The 22,336-nt window shown below is 72.0% G+C and carries 26 protein-coding genes; 4 read left to right on the top strand and 22 right to left on the bottom strand.

What is annotated here, in order from left to right:
- Nucleotides 1-75 precede the first annotated feature (75 nt).
- Both G6553_RS08680 and G6553_RS08685 read right to left on the bottom strand, forming a co-directional pair.
- Nucleotides 76-1,248 (bottom strand): 3-hydroxyacyl-CoA dehydrogenase NAD-binding domain-containing protein, encoded by a 1,173-nt coding sequence (locus G6553_RS08680; protein ID WP_166191108.1) that lies wholly within the window; start codon nt 1,246-1,248, stop codon nt 76-78.
- A 102-nt stretch (nt 1,249-1,350) separates the two neighbouring features.
- Nucleotides 1,351-2,898, bottom strand: a complete 1,548-nt coding sequence (locus tag G6553_RS08685; protein ID WP_166191110.1) for an alanine/glycine:cation symporter family protein — start codon at nt 2,896-2,898, stop codon at nt 1,351-1,353.
- Nucleotides 2,899-2,965: 67 nt separating this feature from the next.
- Between G6553_RS08685 and nucS the strand changes: the two genes are divergently transcribed.
- Together nucS and G6553_RS08695 are read left to right on the top strand one after the other, a co-directional pair.
- The gene (gene nucS / locus G6553_RS08690) at nt 2,966-3,643 is read left to right on the top strand and encodes an endonuclease NucS (protein ID WP_166191112.1); all 678 of its coding nucleotides are present in this window, start codon (nt 2,966-2,968) and stop codon (nt 3,641-3,643) included.
- A gap of 14 nt (nt 3,644-3,657) precedes the next feature.
- Nucleotides 3,658-4,224 (top strand): DUF952 domain-containing protein, encoded by a 567-nt coding sequence (locus G6553_RS08695; protein WP_166191114.1) that lies wholly within the window; start codon nt 3,658-3,660, stop codon nt 4,222-4,224.
- Here G6553_RS08695 and G6553_RS08700 read toward each other — a convergent pair.
- The 4 genes from G6553_RS08700 to G6553_RS08715 all read right to left on the bottom strand — a co-directional run bounded on the left by G6553_RS08700 (nt 4,199) and on the right by G6553_RS08715 (nt 7,505).
- Nucleotides 4,199-5,665 carry a PAS domain S-box protein gene (locus G6553_RS08700; protein ID WP_166191116.1) on the bottom strand — a complete coding sequence of 489 codons (1,467 nt, stop codon included), beginning with the start codon at nt 5,663-5,665 and terminating at the stop codon, nt 4,199-4,201. The genes G6553_RS08695 and G6553_RS08700 overlap by 26 nt on opposite strands.
- A 10-nt stretch (nt 5,666-5,675) precedes the next feature.
- A complete protein-coding gene (locus G6553_RS08705; RefSeq protein ID WP_166191118.1) occupies nt 5,676-6,653 on the bottom strand; it encodes an FAD-dependent oxidoreductase in 978 nt (325 codons plus the stop codon).
- Between the two features lie 67 nt (nt 6,654-6,720).
- Nucleotides 6,721-7,245 (bottom strand): ferritin, encoded by a 525-nt coding sequence (locus G6553_RS08710; protein WP_166191120.1) that lies wholly within the window; start codon nt 7,243-7,245, stop codon nt 6,721-6,723.
- The gene (locus G6553_RS08715; protein ID WP_166191060.1) at nt 7,245-7,505 is read right to left on the bottom strand and encodes a hypothetical protein; all 261 of its coding nucleotides are present in this window, start codon (nt 7,503-7,505) and stop codon (nt 7,245-7,247) included. The genes G6553_RS08710 and G6553_RS08715 overlap by 1 nt, the downstream gene beginning before the upstream one ends.
- Before the next feature lie 95 nt (nt 7,506-7,600).
- Between G6553_RS08715 and G6553_RS08720 the strand changes: the two genes are divergently transcribed.
- Nucleotides 7,601-8,419, top strand: coding sequence for a DUF72 domain-containing protein (locus G6553_RS08720; protein WP_166191122.1), 819 nt, complete (start codon nt 7,601-7,603; stop codon nt 8,417-8,419).
- 277 nt (nt 8,420-8,696) lie between these two features.
- On the opposite strand, the gene G6553_RS08725 is transcribed toward G6553_RS08720, so the two are convergent.
- From G6553_RS08725 to G6553_RS08735, 3 genes are all read right to left on the bottom strand, one after another.
- Nucleotides 8,697-10,727, bottom strand: coding sequence for a protein meaA (locus G6553_RS08725; RefSeq protein ID WP_166191124.1), 2,031 nt, complete (start codon nt 10,725-10,727; stop codon nt 8,697-8,699).
- Nucleotides 10,728-10,821: 94 nt separating this feature from the next.
- Nucleotides 10,822-11,127 carry an STAS domain-containing protein gene (locus G6553_RS08730; protein WP_166191126.1) on the bottom strand — a complete coding sequence of 102 codons (306 nt, stop codon included), beginning with the start codon at nt 11,125-11,127 and terminating at the stop codon, nt 10,822-10,824.
- 141 nt (nt 11,128-11,268) lie between these two features.
- Entirely contained in the window at nt 11,269-11,874 is a 606-nt protein-coding gene (locus G6553_RS08735) for a hypothetical protein (protein WP_166191128.1), read from the bottom strand.
- 43 nt (nt 11,875-11,917) lie between these two features.
- Here G6553_RS08735 and G6553_RS08740 point away from each other — a divergent pair, with 43 nt between their 5' ends.
- Nucleotides 11,918-12,502 (top strand): cob(I)yrinic acid a,c-diamide adenosyltransferase, encoded by a 585-nt coding sequence (locus tag G6553_RS08740; RefSeq protein ID WP_166191130.1) that lies wholly within the window; start codon nt 11,918-11,920, stop codon nt 12,500-12,502.
- Here the strand turns inward: G6553_RS08740 and G6553_RS08745 are convergent.
- From G6553_RS08745 to G6553_RS08805, 13 genes are all read right to left on the bottom strand, one after another.
- On the bottom strand, nt 12,499-12,798 hold the full coding sequence (locus G6553_RS08745; RefSeq protein WP_166191132.1) for a SelT/SelW/SelH family protein: 300 nt from the start codon (nt 12,796-12,798) through the stop codon (nt 12,499-12,501). The genes G6553_RS08740 and G6553_RS08745 overlap by 4 nt on opposite strands.
- Nucleotides 12,795-13,997 carry an MFS transporter gene (locus G6553_RS08750; protein WP_166191134.1) on the bottom strand — a complete coding sequence of 401 codons (1,203 nt, stop codon included), beginning with the start codon at nt 13,995-13,997 and terminating at the stop codon, nt 12,795-12,797. The genes G6553_RS08745 and G6553_RS08750 overlap by 4 nt, the downstream gene beginning before the upstream one ends.
- Nucleotides 13,990-14,433, bottom strand: a complete 444-nt coding sequence (locus G6553_RS08755) for a DUF2550 domain-containing protein (protein WP_166191136.1) — start codon at nt 14,431-14,433, stop codon at nt 13,990-13,992. The genes G6553_RS08750 and G6553_RS08755 overlap by 8 nt, the downstream gene beginning before the upstream one ends.
- A 131-nt stretch (nt 14,434-14,564) precedes the next feature.
- Nucleotides 14,565-14,957, bottom strand: a complete 393-nt coding sequence (locus tag G6553_RS08760) for a F0F1 ATP synthase subunit epsilon (RefSeq protein ID WP_166191138.1) — start codon at nt 14,955-14,957, stop codon at nt 14,565-14,567.
- Nucleotides 14,958-14,967: 10 nt separating this feature from the next.
- The gene (gene atpD / locus G6553_RS08765) at nt 14,968-16,425 is read right to left on the bottom strand and encodes a F0F1 ATP synthase subunit beta (protein ID WP_166191140.1); all 1,458 of its coding nucleotides are present in this window, start codon (nt 16,423-16,425) and stop codon (nt 14,968-14,970) included.
- Between the two features lie 5 nt (nt 16,426-16,430).
- Complete coding sequence (locus G6553_RS08770) at nt 16,431-17,360, bottom strand: F0F1 ATP synthase subunit gamma (RefSeq protein WP_166191142.1); 930 nt, start codon at nt 17,358-17,360, stop codon at nt 16,431-16,433.
- A gap of 3 nt (nt 17,361-17,363) precedes the next feature.
- Complete coding sequence (gene atpA / locus G6553_RS08775; protein ID WP_166191144.1) at nt 17,364-19,001, bottom strand: F0F1 ATP synthase subunit alpha; 1,638 nt, start codon at nt 18,999-19,001, stop codon at nt 17,364-17,366.
- Between the two features lie 48 nt (nt 19,002-19,049).
- Entirely contained in the window at nt 19,050-19,868 is an 819-nt protein-coding gene (locus G6553_RS08780) for a F0F1 ATP synthase subunit delta (RefSeq protein ID WP_166191146.1), read from the bottom strand.
- A gap of 13 nt (nt 19,869-19,881) precedes the next feature.
- Nucleotides 19,882-20,409 carry a F0F1 ATP synthase subunit B gene (locus G6553_RS08785; protein WP_229707170.1) on the bottom strand — a complete coding sequence of 176 codons (528 nt, stop codon included), beginning with the start codon at nt 20,407-20,409 and terminating at the stop codon, nt 19,882-19,884.
- Between the two features lie 39 nt (nt 20,410-20,448).
- Nucleotides 20,449-20,667: an ATP synthase F0 subunit C gene (locus G6553_RS08790; protein WP_166191150.1), complete on the bottom strand. Its 219-nt coding sequence runs from the start codon at nt 20,665-20,667 to the stop codon at nt 20,449-20,451.
- Nucleotides 20,668-20,751: 84 nt separating this feature from the next.
- Nucleotides 20,752-21,558, bottom strand: coding sequence for a F0F1 ATP synthase subunit A (gene atpB, locus G6553_RS08795; RefSeq protein ID WP_347565598.1), 807 nt, complete (start codon nt 21,556-21,558; stop codon nt 20,752-20,754).
- A 22-nt stretch (nt 21,559-21,580) separates the two neighbouring features.
- Complete coding sequence (locus tag G6553_RS08800; RefSeq protein ID WP_166191152.1) at nt 21,581-21,817, bottom strand: AtpZ/AtpI family protein; 237 nt, start codon at nt 21,815-21,817, stop codon at nt 21,581-21,583.
- Between the two features lie 29 nt (nt 21,818-21,846).
- Nucleotides 21,847-22,320 carry a hypothetical protein gene (locus G6553_RS08805; RefSeq protein WP_166191154.1) on the bottom strand — a complete coding sequence of 158 codons (474 nt, stop codon included), beginning with the start codon at nt 22,318-22,320 and terminating at the stop codon, nt 21,847-21,849.
- Nucleotides 22,321-22,336: the final 16 nt, after the last annotated feature.

Raw genomic sequence — 22,336 nt, forward strand, 5'->3', positions numbered from 1 at the left:
CGCACCCGCTTCCGGGGCGATGCATCGGCCCAGAAGGGTGCGCGTACCACCTGGAGGTGGTACGCGCACCCCACCTCAGCCGGCGTAGTCGTGGAAGCCCCGCCCGGTCTTGCGACCGAGGTGGCCGTCCGCGACGACCTTCTCCAGCATCGTGGCGGGGGCGAAGCCGTCGTGGCCGAACTCCGCGTGCAGCTCCTTCTCGATCGCCAGCGACACGTCGTTGCCGACGACGTCGAGGAGCTGGAAGGGCCCCATGGGGAAACCGGCCTCCTCCTTGATCGCGGTGTCGATCTCCTCGAGCGAGGCGGCGCCCGACTCGTGCAGCTTGACCGCGTCGTTGAGGTAGGGGAACAGCAGGCAGTTGACGATGAAGCCGGCCCGGTCGCCGCAGGAGACCGCGACCTTGCCGACACGTGCGCAGAGCGCCCGGACGGTCTCGTCCACGTCGGCGCCGGTCTGCTCGGTGGTGACGACCTCGACGAGCTTCATGACGGGCGCGGGGTTGAAGAAGTGCATGCCGATGACCGACTCGGGGCGCGACGTGGCCGCGGCGCACGCGGCGATCGGGAGGCTCGAGGTGGTGGTGGCCAGGATCGCGCCGGGCTTGCAGATGCGGTCGAGGTCGGCGAAGAGCTCCTTCTTGACCGACAGCTCCTCGGCGATCGCCTCGACGACGAGGTCGGCGGTGGCCAGCGACGCGCGCGAGGTGGCGCCGGTCAGGCGGCCGAGGACGGCCTCCTTCTCCGACTCCTCGAGCTTGCCCTTGCTCACGAGGCGGTCCAGCGACTTCGCGATGGCGGCCTGGACACCGGCGACCTTCTCCTCCGAGCGGCCGACGTAGACGACGTCGTACCCCTTCGCCGCGAAGACCTGGGCGATGCCGGAGGCCATGGTGCCGGTGCCGACGACGCCGACCGTGGCGATCTCGTGGCGCAGCTGGGGCTCGGCCTGCTCGCCGCCCCGGGCCGCCTCGGCGAGGGTCGTGCCGTTCGCGGCCAGCTTCTCGAGGAGGTCGGCGGGCTGGTGCAGCGGGTCGCCGGTCTCGGCGTACCGCGCGGCGAGCTGGTCGCGCACCGTGGCGGCGCCCAGCTCGTCGACGGTCGCCAGCGGGCCCTGCGGGTAGCCGCAGCCGAAGCGCATGCCGGCGTCGATGTCGGCGGCCGAGGCGTAGCCGGACTCGAACATCCGGACCGCGTGGTTGAGGTACGGGAGGACCAGCGTCCGGGCGATCTGCTCGTTCGTCGTCATGGCGGGACTATGGCACGAGTGCTACCGGCTGGTAACCCCTGGAACGGAGGCCGGACGAGGCGCTCGTCACACCGCCCGGAGCCGGTCGACCGGGCCGACCGGTCAGCCCGCCCGCTCGTCGGCCGGCACCTCGGCGATGGCGCCGGACCGGAGCCCCTGGCGGAAGTCGCGCAGCTCCTCACGCACGCGCGGCAGCAGCAGGTAGCACGCGAGCAGGTTGACCACCGCGCAGACGAAGAGCATCGCATCGGCGAAGTCGACCACCGAGCCGAACGAGATCACCGTGCCGATGACGGTGAAGACGCAGAAGAGCGCCTTGAAGACCAGCTCGCTGGTCGGCGTACGACCGAACAGCGTCGTCCACGCCTTCATCGAGTAGTAGCTCCACGTGATCAGCGTCGAGAAGGCGAAGAGCGCGACCGCGATCGCGAGGACGACCGGGAACGACGGCAGGAACGTCTCGAACGCGTCGGACGTCACCAGTACGCCGTCGGGCACGGCGCCGCCTCCGGCGACCACGTCGCGCTGCTCGGAGTAGTAGGCGGTGTCGGCGATGACGATCGTCAGCGCGGTCATCGTGCAGATCACGACCGTGTCGATGAAGGGCTCGAGCAGGGCGACGAAGCCCTCGCTGACCGGGTGCCGGGTCTTGACCGCGGAGTGGGCGATCGGCGCCGAGCCGACGCCCGCCTCGTTGGAGAAGGCGGCGCGCTGGAAGCCGACGATCAGCACGCCGATCGCCCCGCCCGCGACCCCCTCCGGCGCGAACGCCCCGGAGACGATCTCGCCCGCCGCCGCGCCGAGGCGGTCGGCGTTGCTGCCGATGACGAGCAGGCAGGCGCCGACGTAGATGAGGGCCATCATCGGCACCAGCCGCGAGGTGACGACGCCGATGCTGGTGATGCCGCCGAGGATCACCGCACCGACCAGCAGCGCGAGCACGATCCCGAAGACCAGGGCCGACCCGGCGGAGCCGAGGAAGCCGTCCTCGCCGCCGGTCACCTCCTGCGCCTGCGCGAAGGTCTGGTTGGCCTGGAACATGTTGCCGCCCACCGCGCCGAAGAAGAACAGCGCCACGGCGAAGACCAGGGTGAGGGCTCGCGAGACGCCCGCGCCGAAGCGCTCGAAGGCGACCGGCAGGTACCGGAACGGCCCGCCGGTGACGGTGCCGTCCTCGTGCACCTCGCGGTACTTCACGCCGAGCGTGCACTCGACGAACTTCGTGCACATGCCGAGCAGGCCCGCCAGGATCATCCAGAACGTCGCGCCGGGTCCGCCGATCGTCACGGCCGCACCGACGCCGGCGATGTTGCCGAGCCCCACCGTGCCGGAGACCGCCGAGGTGAGCGCCTGGAAGTGCGTGACCTCGCCCGGGTCGCTCGCGCGGGAGAACTTGCCGCGGACCAGGGCGATCGAGGTGCCGACCCCGCGGAACTGGATGCCGCGGAAGTAGACGGTGAACACCGCCGCCGCCGCGACGAGCCACAGCACGATCAGCGGGAAGGAGTAGTCGCCCAGCGGCACCTCCCAGAAGACGACGCTGGTGACCGCGCTCGCGACCGGGTCGAAGGCGGCGTTGATCGACTCCTCGACCTCGCCCAGCCAGCCTCCGTGGGTCGTCTCGGCCATCGGCAGCGGCGCGGTCGTCATGGTCCAGCACTCAACCCCAGGGACGGGCGGGCCGCAAGCGTCTCGGCGACGGGTAGATTGCCCGCCCGTGAGACTCGTCGTTGCGCGCTGCCAGGTCGACTACGCGGGACGGCTCACGGCCCACCTCCCGATGGCCACCCGGGTGCTGATGATCAAGGCCGACGGCTCGGTGCTCGTGCACTCCGACGGCGGCTCCTACAAGCCGCTGAACTGGATGTCCCCGCCGTGCGCGCTGCGCGAGGGCACCACCGAGGACGGCCGGGTCGAGTGGACGGTCACCAACCCCAAGTCCGACGACACCCTGCGGATCCTCATCGACGAGGTGCTCCACGAGTCCGTCCACGAGCTCGGCGTCGACCCCGGCCTGCAGAAGGACGGCGTCGAGAAGCACCTCCAGGAGCTGCTCGCCGAGCACCCGGCGACGCTCCAGCCCGGCCTGACACTCGTCCGGCGGGAGTTCCCGACCGCGATCGGTCCGGTCGACCTCATGTGCCGCGACGCCGAGGGCGCCAGCGTCGCGGTCGAGATCAAGCGGCGCGGCGAGATCGACGGCGTCGAGCAGCTCACCCGCTACCTCGAGCTGCTCAACCGCGACCCGCTGCTCTCCCCCGTCCGCGGCATCTTCGCCGCGCAGGAGATCAAGCCCCAGGCCCGCGTGCTCGCCACCGACCGCGGCATCGCCTGCGCGGTGGTCGACTACGACGCCCTGCGTGGGCTCGACGACCCCAGCCACCGGCTCTTCTGAGGCCGGGTCCGCGGATGCGCATCTTCCACGTCGCGACGCTCGCGGACTGGCAGGAGGCGACCCGCACCGGCCGCTACACCACCTCGACGTACGGCGTCACGCTGGCCGAGGAGGGCTTCATCCACGCCAGCCGGGCCGACCAGTGGCAGGCCGTCCGCGAGCGGTGGTACGCCGACGCGTCGGAGCCGCTGGTGCTGCTGGTCGTCGAGACCGACCGGCTCTCGGCACCGGTCGTCGAGGAGCCCGCGCCGGGGACGACCGAGACCTTCCCGCACGTCTACGGGGCGATCGAGACCTCCGCGGTCGTGCAGGTCCTGCCGCTGGACGGGCCCGGCGCGCGGGCCGCGGACGCGTCGTTCAGCCGCCTGTTCCTCGGCGAGGTGGTGCACCGGGTCCTGCTGGCGTCGATCGTGCTCGTCGTGGTCGCGGTGCTCGCCGTGCTCGGCGAGGCGGTGGTGCCTGCCGACGGCTGGGGCGTGGTGGTCGGCACGGCGGTCGGCCTGCTCGTCGGCATCCCCGTCGCGGCGGCGATCGCCCGCCGCAAGGAGCGGGCCCTCAGCGGGCTGCTGCCGCCATCCTGACGACCACGGTGGTCCCCACGCCGGGCTCCGAGCGGACCTCGATGGTGCCGCCGTGCGCCTCGACGACGGCGCGGGCGATCGGCAGGCCGAGGCCGGCGCCGGGGACCTGGTCGCGGACGGCCGACGGCGCGCGGTAGAGCCGGTCGAAGACCTGCTCGACCTCCTCGCGGCTCATGCCGGCCCCGGTGTCGTCGACGCGCAGCTCGACCTCGCCGGTGGCGGCCCGCTCGACGGTGAGCACCACGCGGCCGCCGGGCGCGGTGAACTTCACCGCGTTGCCCAGCAGGTTGCCGACCACCTGCCCCAGGCGGCCGGCGTCGCCGAGCACGACGAGCTCCTCGTCCGGCCGCGCCTCGACGACCACGCGCACGCCACGGCTGCGGGCGGCGAGCCGGGAGTCCTCCACCGCGGCACGGACGACCTCCTCGAGGTCGACCGGCGCGCGGACGACCTCGATCTCCTCCGTCTGCATCTGCGCGAGCGTCAGCAGGTCGTTGACCAGGCGCAGCTCGCGCCGGGCGTTGCGGTCGATCACCCCGAGCATCCGCCGGGCCTGCGGGCCGAGCTCCTCGTCGGCGAGGTCGCCCAGCAGCTCGGCGTAGCCGACGATCGAGGTGAGCGGGGTCCGCAGCTCGTGGGAGACGGTCGCGAGGAACTCCTCGCGGATCCGGTCGGCCGTCTCCTGGATCCGCCGCCGCTCGCTGACGTCGCGGACGGCCGCCGCGACGAGCATGCCGTCGTCGGTGTCGATCGGAGACAGCGAGATCTCGACGGGGAACTCGGTGCCGTCGCGGCGCACGGCGTACAGCTCGCGGCCCTGCCCCATCCCGCGCACCACCGGCGCGGCGACGTACCCCGCGCGCTGGGCGACGTGCCCGTGCCGGAACCGCTCGGGCACCAGCCGCTCGACCGGGCAGCCGACCAGCTCACCGGGCTCGTAGCCGAAGACCCGGTCGACCTGCCGGTTGCTCATCACCACCACGCCGTCGGCGTCGACGATGACCGTCGGGTCCGGCGCGGCCTCGATCAGCTCGCGGAACTGCCGCTCCTGGCGGCGGCGCTCGGTGACGTCGCGGACGGTGGCGCAGACGTACGCCGTGCCGTCGACGTCGATGCGCGCCAGCGAGATCTCGGCGGGGAACTCCGAGCCGTCCGCACGCACCGCGGCCAGCTGGAGCAGGCCCATCGGCCGTTGGCCGTGGACGCGGGTGAACCGGTCCCGCCGGCCGGGGTGGGCCGCTCGCGCGGCGGCGGGGACCAGGGTCTCCACCGGACTGCCGACCAGGTCGTCGGGCGCGAGCCCGAACACCGCCTCGCAACGGGAGTTGGCGGCCACGACGGTGCCGCGGTCGTCGGTGACGACGATGGCGTCCGGGGAGGCCTCGAAGACGCCCGCGAACAGCCGGGGGTCGCCGACAGCACCCTCTCCCCCGGATCCCATGCCCGGAACTCTAGGGCTTCGCGGCCCCATCGGCGGACGAGGTACCGACAAGACGCGCCACCTCGTCCGCGCAGCCCCAGCTCAACGTCACGCCCGCTCCGCCGTGGCCGTAGCAGTGCACGACCCTGCCGACGCGCTCGACCCGCACCGCGGGCCGCGCCGGACGCAGGCCGACCCGGTGTCGCAGCACCCGGGCGCCGGCGAGCGCCGGCACCAGCCGGGTCGCGCGCTCGAGGATCTCGGCCGCCGCCTCGGGAGACGGGGTCCGGCTCCAGTCGCCCTCCTCCTCGGTGCCGCCGACGACGATGTCCGCGGTGCGCGGGACGACGTACGTCGGCGGGCGGGCGGCGCCGTCCCCGCGGTCATCACCGCCGCCGTCGAGCCACCACCGGTCCAGGCCGACCTGCTCGAGGTGGAGCACCTGCCCGCGCACCGGCACCACCGACAGGTCGGCCGCCAGCAGCCGGGCTCCGATGCCCGCGCAGTCGACGACGACGTCGCCACCGGGCGGCAGGTCGCGCAGGTTCAGCCGGGTGAGCGTGCCGCCGAGCGACTCCACCCGGTCGGTCAGCCAGCGCAGGTACGTCGGCATCTCGACCACCGGCGCCGTGAACGTCCAGCCGGCGGCCCAGCCGGCCGGGACCCGGTCGGTCCGCTCCAGGCCGGTCCGCTCCAGGCCGGGCACCGCGGGCAGCCACCACGGGTCCGCCTGTGCCGTCGCGTGCACCTCGGTGCCGGGCAGCATCCGCACCCCGGTCCCGTCCTGCTCGGCGAGCCGGGCGAGGGCGTCGTACGTGGTGCGCGACCAGGCGGTGACGCGGTCCTGCGGGAGGGCCCGGTAGGGGTACCAGATCGCGGCCGCCACCGCGGAGGTCGTCTCCAGCGGCAGGTCCCGCGCCACCACGTCGACCCGGTGGCCCGCCTCGAGCAGGCGAACCGCGCAGCTCAGCCCGCTGACGCCCGCCCCGACCACGATGACCCGTGCCACGGGGACAGTGTGGCAGGGCGCCGACCGGACGGCCGGCGATCAGGCTCCCGCGGTCACGCTGCGCGGATCAGGCCCCGGCGATGCGCGGGGCGGTCGGGTCGGTCTGGCCGCCGCCCTGCTCGCGGGCGACGTAGTCCTCGATGTCGTCGATGTCGTCGGCGTTGCGCTTCACCACGGCGAGCAGGTCGCTCATCGTGGCGACCTCCTCCACCTGCTCCTTGATGAACCACTGCAGGAACTGCTCGGAGGCGAAGTCGTGCTCCTCGCGCGCCGTGCGCAGCAGCGACCCGATCTGCTCGGTGACCCGCTTCTCCTGCTCCAGCGCGAGCGCGACCGGGGCGACCACGCCGTCGAAGCCGGAGACCGGCGCGTCGACACCGGGGACGACCGCGTCGGCGTCGGTGTCGAGGAGGTACTGCACCATCATCATCGCGTGGTCGCGCTCCTCGAGCGCCTGGGCGTAGAAGAACGCGGCCATCTGCGGCATCGTCAGCGCGTCGTAGTGCACTGCGATCGCGAGGTACTGGTTGTGGGCGGCCAGCTCGTGGCCGATCTGGGCGTTGAGCTGCTCGACGAAGCGGGGGGCGACCATCAGGCGACCCTACTCAGGTCCTTCTTGGTGACCTTGCCCCCGTCGACGCGGACCAGCTTGCGCTTCTTGACGGTGTAGCCCTCGGGCAGCGTGCCCTCCTTGAGCATGCGCAGCGGGCAGCGGCCGCACTTGGTCCTGGACTCGCAGCACTCGCGCTTCGGGAGCTTGCGCGGCTTCTCGGCGAGCGCGGCGGCGGCGGCGGCCTTGGCCTTCTTGGCCTTGACCTTCGCCCTGTCCTTCTTGCTCTCGGACTTGCCCACGCACGGGACTGTAGCAGCAGCTTAGGTGAGCCTTCCCTGTCTTCCCGGTCACGTCCCGCGGTGTGGTCATCGGCCGTCGCGGGCACCGCACCCGCATGGGACGGATCCGGGTCGGCATCTCGGGATGGACCTACCGTGGCTGGCGCGGCGACTTCTACCCGACCGGGCTGGTGCAGCGCCGCGAGCTCGCGTACGCCGCCGAGCGGATGACCTCGATCGAGATCAACGGCTCCTTCTACTCGCTCCAGCGCCCCACGTCGTACGCCGCCTGGCGGGACCAGACGCCGGACGGCTTCGTCTTCGCGGTCAAGGGCGGCCGCTACATCACCCACCTGAAACGCCTGCGCGACGTGGACGCCGCGCTGGCCAACTTCTTCGCCTCCGGCGTCCTCGCGCTGGGCCCGAAGCTCGGCCCGTTCCTCTGGCAGCTGCCCGAGCGGCTCACCTTCGACGCGGGCCTCGTCGACGACTTCTTCTCCCGCCTCCCGCGCACCACGACCGAGGCCGCGGCGCTGGCGGCCGGGCACGACGAGAAGGTGCCCGAGGACCGCGCGCTGACCGTCGCCGACGCCGACCGGCCGCTGCGGCACGCGCTGGAGTTCCGCAGCGAGACCTGGTGCACCGACGAGGCGTTCGACCTGATGCGCCGGCACGGCGTCGCGTGCGTCGTCGCCGACACCGCCCGCCGCTTCCCGATGCCCGAGCAGGTCACCGCCGACCACGTCTACGTCCGGTTGCACGGCGACACCGAGCTGTACGCCAGCGGCTACTCCCCCGAGGCCCTCGACCGCTGGGCCGAGAAGTGCCGGGCCTGGGCCGAGCACGGCGACGTCTTCGTCTACTTCGACAACGACGCCAAGGGCTACGCCCCCCACGACGCCGTCGCCCTCCTCGAGCGCCTACGCGCTGGTTGAGCAGGGAGGCGCCCCAGCGCCGACCCCCGCTGGTTGAGCAGGGAGGCGCCCCAGCGCCGACCGTGTCGAAACCCCGCGAGCGACGCAGGGCAGCAACCACGGTCACCGGGTTTCGACACGGCTCGCAGGCGCTCGCCTGCTCAACCAGCGGCCACGGTCACCGGGTTTCGACACGGCTCGCAGGCGCTCGCCTGCTCAACCAGCGGCCACGGTCACCGGGTTTCGACACGGCTCGCAGGCGCTCGCCTGCTCAACCAGACGGGTGTCGCCAGAGCCTTCAGTCGAGGCCGTTGGCCCGACGGATGACGTCGACGATGCCGCCCATGATCTCGGTGAGGCCGAAGTCCTTGGGGGTGTAGACGGCGGCGACGCCGGCCTCGACGAGCCGGCGGCCGTCGGAGTCGGGGATGATGCCGCCGACGATGACCGGGACGTCGGACATGCCGGCCTCGCGGAGCCCGTCGAGCACCGCGGGGACGAGCTCCATGTGCGACCCGGACAGGATCGAGAGACCCACGCAGTGGACGTCCTCGGCGACGGCGGCCGACACGATCTGCTCGGGCGTGAGGCGGATGCCCTGGTAGATCACCTCGAAGCCGGCGTCGCGGGCCCGGACGGCGACCTGCTCGGCGCCGTTGCTGTGGCCGTCGAGGCCGGGCTTGCCGACGAGCAGGCGCAGCCGGCCGCCCGTGTTGCCCGACAGCTCCTCACCGGTGGCCCGGACGCGCTCGCGCACGGCCGACAGCTCGGCGCCGGCCTGGCCGGCGGAGGCCGCGACGACCGCACCGGAGACGCCGGTCGGCGCGCGGAACTCGCCGAACACCTCGCGCAGCGTGCCGGCCCACTCCCCGGTCGTCGCCCCGGCGCGGGCCGCGGCCAGCGTCGGCAGCATGAGGTTCGCGTCGGTCTTGGCGGCCTCGGCGAGGTCGGCGAGCGCGCGGGCGACCTCGTCCTCGTCGCGCTCGGCCTTCCAGGCCTCGACCGACGCGACGGCGGAGGCCTCGGCCTGCGGGTCGGCGGTCATGATCGCGCCGTCGAGGTCGGCGGTCAGCGGGGACGGCTCGGTGGTCTCGAACTTGTTGACCCCGACGATGATCTCGTCGCCAGCCTCGATGCGTGCCCGGCGGGCGGCGTGGGCGGAGACCAGCTCCTGCTTCATGTAGCCCGACTCCACCGCGGCGATCGCACCGCCCATGGCCTGGACCCGGTCGATCTCGGCCTTGGCGCCCGCGACCAGCTCGGCGACCTTGGCCTCGACCACCGTCGAGCCGGTGAAGATGTCGTCGTACTCCAGCAGGTCGGACTCGAAGGCCAGCACCTGCTGCAGCCGCAGCGACCACTGCTGGTCCCACGGGCGGGGCAGGCCGAGCGCCTCGTTCCACGCCGGCAGCTGGATGGCGCGGGCGCGGGCGTCCTTGGACAGCGTCACGCCGAGCATCTCCAGCACGATCCGCTGGACGTTGTTCTCCGGCTGCGCCTCGGTCAGGCCCAGGGAGTTGACCTGCACGCCGTAGCGGAACCGGCGCATCTTCGGGTCCTGGACGCCGTAGCGCTCGCGGGTGATCTCGTCCCACAGCTCGACGAAGGCGCGCATCTTGCACATCTCCTCGACGAACCGCACGCCGGCGTTGACGAAGAACGAGATCCGGCCGACGACCTTCTCGAAGTCGTCCTCGGAGACCTGGCCCGACGCCTTGACCTGGTCCAGCACCGCGATCGCGGTGCACAGCGCGTACGCCAGCTCCTGCGTCGGCGTCGCGCCGGCCTCCTGCAGGTGGTAGCTGCAGATGTTGATCGGGTTCCACTTCGGGATCTGGTGGACCGTGTAGGCGATCATGTCGGCGATCAGCCGCAGGGAGTGCTCGGGCGGGAACACGTAGGTCCCCCGCGAGAGGTACTCCTTGATGATGTCGTTCTGGGTCGTGCCGGCCAGCAGCGCGGCGACCTCCTCCGGCGTCGCCCTCCCCTCCGGCACGCCCGCCTGCTCCTCGGCGACGACCTGGTACATCGCCAGCAGCCACATGGCCGTGGCGTTGATGGTCATCGAGGTGTTCATCTCCGTCAGCGGGATGGAGTCGAACAGCTTGCGCATCTCACCCAGGTGCGGCACCGGCACGCCGACCTTGCCGACCTCGCCGCGGGCCATCACGGAATCGGGGTCGTAGCCGGTCTGCGTCGGCAGGTCGAAGGCGACCGAGAGCCCGGTCTGCCCCTTCGCGAGGTTCGAGCGGTAGAGCGCGTTGGACGCCTCGGCGGTCGAGTGGCCGGCGTACGTCCGCATCACCCAGGGGCGATCCTTCTCGGTCATGGACCGAAGGGTAGGCCGCGCGATACCGGTTGGTAACCGGCCGGACGTGTGGGATGGCCGACACGCCGTGCGCCGCGCGGTCGGGGCACCGGGCTCAGGCTCCGACGACCTCGCGCTCGAGCTCCACCACGGCGCGCAGCCGGGACAGGTGCAGCATCCGCCGCACGGACGGCCCGCACCCGCGGAGCATGAGGTGGTGGCCGTCGCGGGTCGCGACCAGCGTCGCCACCGCGAGCAGCCGCAGGGCGGTGAGGTCGACGGCGCCGACCTCGGTGAGGTCGAGCACCACCTCGTCGTGCCCCGCGAGGTGGTGGTAGATCGCGTCGCGCGCCTCCGGCGTGCTGCGCACGTCGAAGTCACCGCTCAGCACGAGCGTGGGTCCGTCGGCCACGATGTCCATTCCGCCTCTTCTCCCGACCCCCGGACCCCTGAGAAAGCCCGGGAAGCGTGCGCTGCGTCACCCTTCTACCCATAGTGACGCCGCGGCAGGCGTTCCGGTTGCCTCCCCAGGGGTGGAATCCGCGTGTCGGTCGTGGCTTCTTCAACCAGTCGCGGCGGGAGCCGGCGCCTCGGTGAGGCGCCCCCGCGGGCGGGCGAGCACCAGCGCGGCGGTCCCGAGCCCGAGGAGCACGGTCCCCGCGACGCCGCCCGGGGCGAAGATGTGGTCGGTGTGCACCAGCCAGGCGCCGGGCAGGAGCAGCACTCCCCCGGCCGCCCGGACGCCGTAGCGATGCAGCTGGTCGGCGAGCAGCACGACCACGGTCGCCAGCAGCGCCCACGAGCCGACCTCGCCGAGCGGGGTGCCGAGGCGGAACAGCAGCCGGACCTCGTCGGGCCGCGGCACCCCCGGCCCGAGCTCCCGCGTCACCCACCCGGCGGCGATGCCGCTCACCACGTCGAGCGCGGTGTAGCAGGTCGCATAGGTGTACGCCGCCAGCCGCACCACCCACGCGACCGGGTCGGTCCGCCGCCCCACGACGGCGGCCAGCGCCACGCCGACCAGCGGGAAGACCAGCAGGCCGGGCAGGTGCAGGGTGAACCACCGGTCCGCGGTCGCGTAGGACAGCGAGTGCGGGTGGAAGAGGCCGACCACGCCGAGCGCGAGCCCCGGCAGCGCCAGCACGGCGGCGTACGCCCGTCGGTCCATGCGCCCGACGGTAGCCGCGGACCTGATCGCTAGCCTCGCGGTCATGGTCAACCTGACGCGGATCTACACCCGGACCGGCGACGGCGGCGAGACCCGTCTCGGCGACATGAGCCTCACGACGAAGAACGACCCGCGGCTGCACGCCTACGCCGACGTCGACGAGGCCAACGCCCACCTCGGGCTCGCCGTCGTCCGAGGCGGCCTGGACGAGGACGTCGTCGCGGTGCTCACCCACGTCCAGAACGACCTCTTCGACGTGGGCGCCGACTTCTGCACGCCGGTCGTGCCGGACCCGGAGTACCCGCCGCTGCGCATCGAGCAGGACTACGTCGACCGGCTCGAGGGCTGGTGCGACCACTACAACGAGGAGCTGCCGGCCCTGCGGTCCTTCATCCTCAACGGCGGCACCGAGGGCGCGGCCCACCTCCACGTCGCGCGCACCGTCGTGCGCCGTGCCGAGCGGTCGGCCTGGGCCGCCTTCGAGCAGCACGCCGAGTCGATGAACAAGCTGGCGATCACCTACCTCAACCGCCTCTCCGACCTGCTCTTCATCCTCGCCCGCCACGCGAACCGCCACCAGGGCGACGTGCTGTGGGTGCCGGGCGGCGAGCGGGGTAGCGCGGACTAGTCCCCGTCGGGGACGGCCGGCCGGTCGGCGTGCCCCAGCGACCGGCCGGGGGCGACCAGGTCGCGCACGCGCCGCTTGAGCTCGGTGACCTCGGGGAAGCCGCCGTCGCGCTTGCGGTTCCAGACCGGCTCGCCGTCGACGTCGATCCGGAAGACCCCGCCGGTGGCCGGCGCGAGGGCGACCTCGGCGAGCTCGTCGGCGAAGGTGGTGAGCAGCTCGCCCTGGTACCACTGCGCCCGCAGCAGCCAGCGGCACTGCGTGCAGTAGGTGATGACCACCCGGTGCCGGGATGTCACGCCGGCTCCCGCACGGACGGCCCGCCCGGCACCGGCGGCCGCGCGGCGAGGACGGCGGCGGCAGCCGGGACCATGAGCGCGGCGACGACCAGCAGGGCGTCGAGCGTGCCGACGTGGTCGCCCAGCAGGCCGAGCAGCGGCGGGCCGGCGAGGAACGCGCCGTACCCGATCGTCGAGACCACGCTCACCCGGGCCGCCGCACGCCCCGGGTCGTCGGCCGCGGCGCTCATGCCGACCGGGAAGCCCAGCGAGGAGCCGAGGCCCCACACCAGGATGCCGAGAGCGACCAGCACGACGTGGCCGCCGAGGACGGTCAGCAGGATGCCGGCGCAGGCCGCGGCACAGCTGGCCCACAGGGTCGGCGCGCGACCGAAGCGGTCGAGCACGACCGGGCCGAGCAGCCGGCCGCCGGTCATCGCGGTGACGAACAGCGCGAACCCGGCGACGCCCACCCAGTGCTCGGCGGCGTACCCGTCGATGAGCGCGAGCGTGAGCCAGTCGTTCGCGGCGCCCTCGGCGACGGCGAACGCCAGCACCATCAGGCCGATCGCCAGCAGTCGCGGCTCGGTCCAGGCCGACCGCGGCCGCTCGGCGTGCTCGACGGCGGGCTCGGGCGGCAGGAACGTCGCGGCCGCCCGCCAGACGACCAGCAGCGCGACGGCGCAGCCCGCGGCGAGGTGGACGGGCATCGGCAGCGACACGGCGGTCAACGGGATGCCGATGGCGGCGCCGCCGATCGAGCCGAGCGACCAGCCGGCGTGGAAGCGCGGCATCACCGTGCGGGCCAGGCGCCGCTCGACCTCGGCGCCCTCGACATTCATCGCCACGTCCCACACACCGATGCCGATGCCGTAGACGAAGAACGCCGTCGCCGTGGCCGGCACCGACTCGAGCACGCCTGCGGCGACGCCGGCACCCGAGAGACCGACCGCGCAGGCGACGACGCCGGCGCGCACGACCCTGGACGCGCCGTACCGCCCGATCAGCCGCCCGGTGGCCGGCAGCGCGAGGATCGAGCCGACGGAGATCGCCAGCAGCAGCAGGCCGAGCGCGCCGTTGTCGAGGTCGAGGTGCTCGCGGATGTCCGGCAGTCGCGAGACCAGGCTCGCGAAGAGGAGACCGTTGAGGCCGAAGGTGAGGCCGACGGCGTTGCGGGTGCGCAGCAGCGCGGGGGCGGGGAGGGCGGAGGTGTCAGCCACGGGTCCAGTCGGTGCCAGGAGGGCGGGCCTCGAGCCAGGCCTGGAAGCCGGTCAGCGAGGCGGGGCTCATCGCCAGCTCCACCTCGCCCTCACGGGTCTGGCAGGAGATGACGAGGTGGTCGGGGTAGAGCGACATCTGCTCGGGAGCCTCGGGCTCGCGGCGGCCGTCGTAGGCGAGCCGTTCGCGCTGCCAGGTCCGCTTCGGGCGCGGGGAGAGCGAGAAGATCCGGAACCACTCGAGCGTCTCGCCGGAGTAGCGCCCGAGGCCGAGAACCCAACCGCGTCCGGCCCTCTCGGACCGGACGCGGTGGCTGAGCTCGAAGGTGCCCCCGTGGCGGGACAGCACCCGGCGGCGCACGATGAGTGCGGCGCCGTAGAGCAGGACGAGCAGGAGCAGCAGACCGGCTGCGTCGAGCAGCCACTGCCACACCGGCATCGGGTCCCCTCTCCCTCGGAAGTGTCGTCACCCTAGCGGGCGGCGACGGGGAGCCCGGTGCCGGGTCGTGCAGGGTTCCCGCAGGTGTGGTGCGGGGGTGGAACGGGGTCGTGCAGGAGCGGTGCGCCGGGTCAGCGCACGCGCTCGACGGCGCGGATCCGGGCCTCGGCGCGGCGCACGCGGCGCTCGGCCTCGCCCCCGGAGCCGATGAGGCCGCGGGCCTCGTCGAGCTCGGCGCGAGCCTGGTCGACGTCGACCTCCGAGGCGAGCATGGCCCGCTCGGAGAGGATCGAGACCCGGTCGCCGGCGACCGAGAGGAACCCACCGTCGACCACGGCGATGACGACGTCGCCGCCGACCTCCGCGATCTCGACGACCGCGTCAGTGAGCAGGGAGAGCATCGGCGCGTGACCGCGCAGCACGCCGACGTCCCCCTCCACCGTGCGGGCGATGACCATGGTGGCCTCGCCGGACCAGACCGTGCGGTCGGCCGCGACGAGGGACACCGTGAGGTTCTCAGCCATCGTCAGGTCCTCAGAGGTTCTTCTGGATGTCGGCCCACTTGGCCTCGACGTCGTCGAGACCGCCGCACATGAAGAACGCCTGCTCGGCCACGTGGTCGTACTCACCGTCGGCGATCTTGTTGAACGCCTCGATGGTGTCGGCCACGGGGACCGTCGAGCCCTCGATGCCGGTGAACTGCTTTGCCACGTAGGTGTTCTGCGACAGGAACCGCTGGATGCGACGGGCCCGGGAGACGATGATCTTGTCCTCCTCGGAGAGCTCGTCGACACCGAGGATCGCGATGATGTCCTGCAGCTCCTTGTTGCGCTGGAGGATCTGCTTGATCCGGATCGCGCAGTCGTAGTGCGCCTGCCCGATGTACTGGGCGTCGAGGATCCGCGAGGTCGAGGTCAGCGGGTCCACGGCCGGGTAGATGCCCAGCGACGCGATCTCGCGGGACAGCTCGGTCGTGGCGTCCAGGTGGGCGAACGTCGTCGCCGGCGCCGGGTCGGTGTAGTCGTCCGCGGGCACGTAGATCGCCTGCATCGAGGTGATCGAGTGACCGCGGGTCGAGGTGATCCGCTCCTGCAGCTGGCCCATCTCGTCGGCGAGGTTGGGCTGGTAGCCCACCGCGGACGGCATGCGGCCGAGCAGGGTGGAGACCTCCGAGCCCGCCTGGGTGAACCGGAAGATGTTGTCGATGAAGAGCAGCACGTCCTGGTTCTGCACGTCGCGGAAGTACTCCGCCATCGTCAGCGCGGACAGCGCGACCCGCAGGCGGGTGCCCGGCGGCTCGTCCATCTGGCCGAAGACGAGGGCGGTCTGCCCGAGGACGCCGGCCTCCTCCATCTCGACGATGAGGTCGTTGCCCTCACGGGTGCGCTCACCGACACCGGCGAACACCGACACGCCGCCGTGGTCCTTGGCGACGCGGGCGATCATCTCCTGGATGAGGACGGTCTTGCCGACGCCCGCACCACCGAAGAGGCCGATCTTGCCGCCCTGGACGTAGGGGGTCAGCAGGTCGATGACCTTGATGCCCGTCTCGAACATCTGGGTCTTCGACTCCAGCTGGTCGAACGCCGGCGCCTTGCGGTGGATGCCCCACCGCTCGTTGACCTCGAAGCGCTCGCCCTCCTCGAGGTTGAGCACGTCGCCGGTGGCGTTGAAGACCTTGCCGAGGGTGTCGTTGCCGACCGGCACGGTGATCGGGCCGCCGGTGTCGCGCACCGTCGTGCCGCGGACCAGGCCGTCGGTCGACTTCATCGAGATGGCGCGCACGACGCCGTCACCGATGTGCAGCGCGACCTCGAGGATCAGCGTGCGCGTCTCGCCCTCGAGCTCGATGTCGACCTCGAGCTTGTTGTACATCTCCGGCATCGCGTCCGCCGGGAACTCGACGTCGACGACGGGGCCGGTCACCCGGGCGACGCGGCCGGTGTTGCCGGCCGTCGAGCCCTGCTGGGTCTCTTCGAAGATGGCAGTCATGTCTTTCACTCACTCCCGGAGTTCGCGTCGGCCAGTGCGTTGACGCCACCGACGATCTCGCTGATTTCTTGGGTGATACCGGCCTGGCGGGCCTGGTTGGCGATGCGCGTGTACTTCTTGATCAGCTCGTCGGCGTTGTCCGTGGCCGACTTCATCGCCTTCTGGCGCGCGGCCAGCTCGGAGGCGGCGGCCTGGAGCAGCGCGAAGAAGACCCGGCTCTGGACGTACTGCGGCAGCAGCCCGTCCAGCACCTCCTCGGCCGACGGCTCGAACTCGTAGAGCGGGAGCACGTCGGAGGGGTCCGGTCGTCCGACCGACTCACCCTCCTCGGCCTCGACGACCTCGAGCGGCAGCAGCCGGACCGCGGTCGGCTCCTGCGTGAGCATCGAGCGGAAGCGGGTGTAGACGAGGTGGACCTCGTCCACGTCGCCCTCCTCGCCCTGCTCCTTGAGGAAGGACTCGATCAGCGCCGCACCGATCTCCGCGGCCACGTCGTACGACGGCTGGTCGGAGAAGCCGGTCCACGCCTGCACGATCGGGCGCTGGCGGAACTTGTAGTACGCCTCGCCCTTGCGCCCGGCGATGTAGGTGTCGATCTCCTTGCCCTCGGAGCGGAGCTTCTCGGCGAGCCGCTCCGCCTCCTTGAGCACGCTCGAGGAGTACGCGCCGGCGAGCCCTCGGTCGCTGGTCACGATCAGCACGGCTGCCCGCTTGGGGTTCTCCTCCTCGCGGGTCAGCGGGTGGTCGACGTTCGAGAACGTCGCCACCGCCGACACCGCGCGGGTCAGCTCACGGGCGTACGGCGCTGCCGCCTGCGCCCGCTGCTGCGCCTTGATGATCCGGGACGCAGCGATGAGCTCCATGGCGCGCGTGATCTTCTTCATCGACTCCGTCGACTTGATCCGCGCGCGGTACTCACGCAGCGATACGGCCATGCGTCAGCCCCGCTTCTGCTTGACGATCTGCTCCTGGTCCTCGTCCTCGAGCGCCTCGGCCGGAGCCTCGTGGCCGACCTTGATCGACCCGCCCTCGGAGGTCTCGAACTGGTCGAGGAAGGAGGTGTAGGCGTCCTCGACCGCGGTGGCCGTGTCGTCCTCGAACTTCAGGGACTCACGGATCGCGTTGAGGATGCCCTCGTGGGAGCGGCGGAGGTAGTCGAGGAACTCGCGCTCGAAGCGGAGGACGTCCTCGACCGGCACGCGGTCGAGGCGACCGGTGGTGCCGAGCCACAGCGAGACCGTCATCTCCTCGACCGGGTAGGGCGAGTAGGCGGGCTGCTTGAGCAGGGCCATCAGGCGCTGGCCGCGGTCGAGCTGCTGGCGCGAGGCCGCGTCGAGGTCGGAGGCGAACATCGCGAACGCCTCCATCGCGCGGAACTGCGCCAGGTCGACCTTGAGCGAGCCGGTGACGGCCTTGAGCGCCTTGGTCATCGCCGCGCCACCGACGCGGGAGACCGACACGCCGACGTCGATCGCCGGGCGCTGGTTGGCCGCGAACAGGTCCGACTGCAGGAAGATCTGGCCGTCGGTGATCGAGATGACGTTGGTCGGGATGAACGCCGAGACGTCGTTGGCCTTGGTCTCGACCATCGGCAGACCGGTCATCGAGCCCGCACCGAGGTCGTCGGAGAGCTTCGCGCACCGCTCGAGCAGGCGGCTGTGCAGGTAGAACACGTCACCCGGGTAGGCCTCGCGGCCCGGCGGGCGGCGCAGCAGCAGCGACACGGCGCGGTAGGCCTCGGCCTGCTTGGTCAGGTCGTCGAAGACGATGAGGACGTGCTTGCCGTCGTACATCCAGTGCTGGCCGATGGCCGAGCCGGTGTACGGCGCGAGGTACTTGAAGCCCGCGGAGTCCGACGCCGGTGCGGCGACGATGGTGGTGTACTCCAGCGCGCCGGCCTCCTCGAGGGCGCCACGCACGGAGGCGATGGTCGAGCCCTTCTGGCCGACGGCGACGTAGATGCAGCGGACCTGCTTGCTCGGGTCGCCGGTCTCCCAGTACTGCTTCTGGTTGATGATCGTGTCGATCGCGACCGTGGTCTTGCCGGTCGCGCGGTCGCCGATGATCAGCTGGCGCTGGCCGCGGCCGATCGGCGTCAGGGCGTCGATCGCCTTGATGCCGGTGGCGAGGGGCTCGTGCACCGACTTGCGCTGCATCACCGACGGCGCCTGGAGCTCCAGGGCGCGGCGGCCCGAGGTCTCGATGTCGCCGAGGCCGTCGATCGGCTTGCCCAGCGGGTCCACGACGCGGCCGAGGTAGCCCTCGCCGACGGGGACCGAGAGGACCTCGCCGGTGCGGCGGACCTTCTGGCCCTCCTCGATCTTGTCGAAGTCACCGAGGATGACGACGCCGATCTCGCGGGTGTCGAGGTTCAGGGCCAGGCCCAGGGTGCCGTCCTCGAACTCGAGCAGCTCGTTGGCCATGGCCGACGGCAGGCCGGACACGCGGGCGATGCCGTCGCCGGCCTCCGCCACGACGCCGACCTCTTCGCGGCTGGCGGCCTCGGGCTGGTAGTCGGCGACGTACTTCTGCAGCGCGTCGCGGATCTCCTCCGGACGGATGGAGAGCTCCGTCATCTCGGTTCCTTCTCTCTTGTCTCTACAGCTGTGAAGTGAGGGGGTGGGTCAGCCGGCGAGACGACGCCGGGCGTCGTCGAGGCGGCTGGACACGGTGCCGTCGATGACGTCGTCACCGATCTCGACGCGGATCCCGCCGAGGACCGTGGGGTCCACGACCAGGTTGAGGTGCACCGGTCGTCCGTACTGCCGCGACAGCACGTCGGCCAGCCGGTCCCGCTCGGCGCCGGACAGGTCGCGCGCCACCCGGACGGTGGCCACGCCCCGGTCCTGCACGTCGGCCGCGACCTTCTGGTACTCGGCCAGCGCGACCGCCACCGTCCGGTGGGTGCCGGCCAGCGACTGCACCGCGAGGGTGGTCGTCGCCGGCAGCGCCTTCCCGTCGAGCAGGGACCGCACGAGCCGGGCCTTGTCCTCGAGCGTACGAGCCGGGTCCGAGAGGGCGTCGCGGAGCTCGGGAGCGTCCTTGACCGCCTGGGCGAAGGCGAACAGCTCGTCGGAGAGCCGCCCGGCCTGGTCGCCGGCCGACGCGACGGCGGCGACGACGCCGAGGTGCTCCAGGGCGTTCGGCAGGTCGCCGGCCGAGACCCACCGGCGGGAGACCGCGGAGCGGACCACCGTGAGGGTCGCCTCGGCCACCTTGCCGCCGAAGACCTGCCCGACGAGGCCGCTCTTGGCCTCGTCCGGCACGGACACGTCGGAGACGAAGCGCCGCATCGACCCCTCGGCGCGCAGGGTCTGCGCGACCGAGAACAGCTCACCGGCGACGGCGGCCGCGGTCTCGGGCGAGCCCGCCACCGCGCCCCGGAGGTCGTCGACGAGGACGGCCACGGAGTCGGCGGAGGCGCCGCGGAACGACGAGGTCATCAGCGCGCCTCCATCAGTTCCGGCCCGGCGTGCCGGCCTCGAGGTCGGTGAGGAACCGGTCGACGACGCGGCGCTGGCGCGCCTCGTCCTCCAGCGACTCCCCCACGATCCGTCCGGCCAGGGACGTCGCCAGCGTGCCCACCTCGGCACGGAGCGAGGTGACCGCCTGCTGGCGCTCGGCCTCGATCTGGGCCTTGCCGTGGTCGACGATGCGGGTGGCCTCGGCCTGCGCCTGCTCCCGCATCTCGGCGATGATCCGCGCCCCCTGCTCGCGCGCCTCCTCACGGATGCGCGCGGCCTCGTGCCGGGCGTCGCCGAGCTGCTTCTCCAGCTCAGCGAGGCGGGCGTCGGCCTCGGCCTGCTTGGTCTCGGCCGCCGAGATGCCGCCCTCGATCGCCTTCGTGCGCTCGGCGAACGCGCGCTCGAAGTTGGGGACGACGAACTTCCGGATGGCCAGGAGCAGCACCAGGAAGACTGCCGCTCCCAGGATGATCTCCGAGACGTGCGGGATGAGCGGGTTCAGCTCCTCCGCCGCCTGGATCGATTCACGCATGGGTCACTCCGGTCTGGGGGTCGCGCGTCAGGAAAGGACGAAGGCGAGCGCGATGCCGATGATCGCGAGCGCCTCAGCGAGCGCGAAGCCGAGGATCGCGATGGACTGCAGGCGTCCCTGGGCCTCGGGCTGGCGAGCGACACCGTTGATGTAGGCAGCGAAGATCAGGCCCACGGCGAGGGCGGGGCCGATCGTGGCGATGCCGTAGCCGAGCATGTTGAGCGAGCCGTTGATGTCACCATTCATGACGGTGAGGGTTCCTTTCGGGTTGGTACTGCTTCAGTTTCTCTTCTCGGGTGCTCACGGTGCCCGACGGGCACGGTGTGCTGCTCAGTGCTCGTCGGCGACAGCACCTGAGACGTACATGGCGGTCAGCAGGGTGAAGACGTAGGCCTGGAGGAACATCACCAGCAGCTCGAGGAGCGAGACGCCGAAGAACATCACCCAGGCGAGCACGCCGCCCACCGCGTTGATCGGGGAGAACGCCTCCAGCAGGAGGTACTCACCACCGAGCGCGAACAGGATCAGCAGCAGGTGGCCCGCGAACATGTTCGCGAACAGACGCAGGGCCAGCGTGACCGGTCGGACCAGGATGTTGGAGAGGAACTCCAGCGGCGCGATCAGCAGCAGCACGGGGCCGTGGACGCCGGCGGGGACACAGGTGTGCTTGAGGTAGCCCAGGAACCCGTGCTTGCCGATGCCGACGCCGTTGTAGAGCAGCCAGCTCAGCGCCGCGAGGCCGTAGGCGTAGCCCGAGTGCGAGAACGTCGGGAACTGGATGAGCGGGATCAGCCCGAAGTAGTTGTTCACCAGCACGAAGGCGAACAACGTGAAGAGGTAGGGGACGAACCGCAGATAGTGCTCGGTGCCGATGATCTCGCGGGCGATGCCGTTGCGGACGCCGCCGTAGGCCCACTCGCCGGCGTACTGGAGGCGGCCCGGGACGAGCTCGGCCTTGCGCGACATCGCGTAGGTCACCGCGAAGATGAGGACGGCGGAGAGGACGATCATCACCATGGGCTTGGTGATGCCGCCGACGATCGGCGGCAGGTCGAAGTCCGCGGGGCCCGGCGGGGTGAAGCCCCCACCGCTGCTGGCCATCGGGACGAGCGCGGCTGCGAGGTTGCCAGCGATCAACGCCGTGTCTCCTTCATGTACGTCACTTCTCCGGGCTTGACGGCGGCACGTGGCCGAACTGCTTCACGACCGCGTAGAGGCTCAGGCCGGCACCGATCACGATCCCGATGGCCACGAGGTACGACGTTCCCAGCCAGCGGTCCGCCAGCCAACCGGCGCCGCCGTAGAGGAGCACGCCCGCGACGATCTGGCTGAACGCCTGCCAGGGGTCGCCGTGAGGGGTGTCCTCGGGAGCAGCTGGCGGCTCCTGCTGACTCATTGCGGTCCGGACCCTAGCATTCGGCGCGATCACGACCCACCACCGGTCCGGACGGTCTCGCGGGGCTCGTCGTAGACCGGGATCCGGGCCCGCGCGGCCAGCACGACCTGGACCCCGAGCCAGACCAGGACGGTCCCGATGAGGGCACCGGCGAGCCACCCGCGAGAGAGGGCCTCCCCCGGGCCGGCGACGCCGTCGAGGGCGGTGAGCGCGACCAGGACCAGCAGCAGCTGGAGCGCGTAGGTCAGCAGCGCGAACATCAGCGACGCCCCGGGCATCAGGCCCGCGACGACGTTCACCGTGACCAGGCCGAACGCCATCACGCCGGCGGCCAGCACGGCCCCGACGAGGGCGCCGTACGCCGCCGGGGCGCCGTCGACCAGTGCGCCGACCAGCGCCACGAGCACGCCCGCGGCGACCGTCCCGAGAGCCGCCCCCGCCAGGACCGCCGACCCGCCGTCACGGCGGGTCCTCGCGGTGTCGCGGGGCGTCTCGGTCGTCATGCGGCGGCCGTCCTGG

The organism is Nocardioides sp. IC4_145 (genome assembly GCF_011250565.1).
GTDB lineage: Bacteria > Actinomycetota > Actinomycetes > Propionibacteriales > Nocardioidaceae > Nocardioides.

Coding starts and splice junctions, on each gene's coding strand:
- G6553_RS08700 (WP_166191116.1), bottom strand. CDS start 5,665: ATGGGATCCGGGGGAGAGGGTGCTGTCGGCGACCCCCGGCTGTTCGCG.
- G6553_RS08725 (WP_166191124.1), bottom strand. CDS start 10,727: ATGACCGAGAAGGATCGCCCCTGGGTGATGCGGACGTACGCCGGCCAC.
- G6553_RS08805 (WP_166191154.1), bottom strand. CDS start 22,320: ATGACGACCGAGACGCCCCGCGACACCGCGAGGACCCGCCGTGACGGC.
- G6553_RS08800 (WP_166191152.1), bottom strand. CDS start 21,817: ATGAGTCAGCAGGAGCCGCCAGCTGCTCCCGAGGACACCCCTCACGGC.
- G6553_RS08755 (WP_166191136.1), bottom strand. CDS start 14,433: ATGCCGGTGTGGCAGTGGCTGCTCGACGCAGCCGGTCTGCTGCTCCTG.
- G6553_RS08680 (WP_166191108.1), bottom strand. CDS start 1,248: ATGACGACGAACGAGCAGATCGCCCGGACGCTGGTCCTCCCGTACCTC.
- G6553_RS08730 (WP_166191126.1), bottom strand. CDS start 11,127: ATGGACATCGTGGCCGACGGACCCACGCTCGTGCTGAGCGGTGACTTC.
- G6553_RS08760 (WP_166191138.1), bottom strand. CDS start 14,957: ATGGCTGAGAACCTCACGGTGTCCCTCGTCGCGGCCGACCGCACGGTC.
- G6553_RS08790 (WP_166191150.1), bottom strand. CDS start 20,667: ATGAATGGTGACATCAACGGCTCGCTCAACATGCTCGGCTACGGCATC.
- atpA (WP_166191144.1), bottom strand. CDS start 19,001: ATGACGGAGCTCTCCATCCGTCCGGAGGAGATCCGCGACGCGCTGCAG.
- atpD (WP_166191140.1), bottom strand. CDS start 16,425: ATGACTGCCATCTTCGAAGAGACCCAGCAGGGCTCGACGGCCGGCAAC.
- G6553_RS08710 (WP_166191120.1), bottom strand. CDS start 7,245: ATGGTCGCCCCCCGCTTCGTCGAGCAGCTCAACGCCCAGATCGGCCAC.
- G6553_RS08770 (WP_166191142.1), bottom strand. CDS start 17,360: ATGGCCGTATCGCTGCGTGAGTACCGCGCGCGGATCAAGTCGACGGAG.
- G6553_RS08735 (WP_166191128.1), bottom strand. CDS start 11,874: ATGGACCGACGGGCGTACGCCGCCGTGCTGGCGCTGCCGGGGCTCGCG.
- G6553_RS08695 (WP_166191114.1), top strand. CDS start 3,658: ATGCGCATCTTCCACGTCGCGACGCTCGCGGACTGGCAGGAGGCGACC.
- G6553_RS08740 (WP_166191130.1), top strand. CDS start 11,918: ATGGTCAACCTGACGCGGATCTACACCCGGACCGGCGACGGCGGCGAG.
- G6553_RS08720 (WP_166191122.1), top strand. CDS start 7,601: ATGGGACGGATCCGGGTCGGCATCTCGGGATGGACCTACCGTGGCTGG.
- G6553_RS08685 (WP_166191110.1), bottom strand. CDS start 2,898: ATGACGACCGCGCCGCTGCCGATGGCCGAGACGACCCACGGAGGCTGG.
- G6553_RS08780 (WP_166191146.1), bottom strand. CDS start 19,868: ATGACCTCGTCGTTCCGCGGCGCCTCCGCCGACTCCGTGGCCGTCCTC.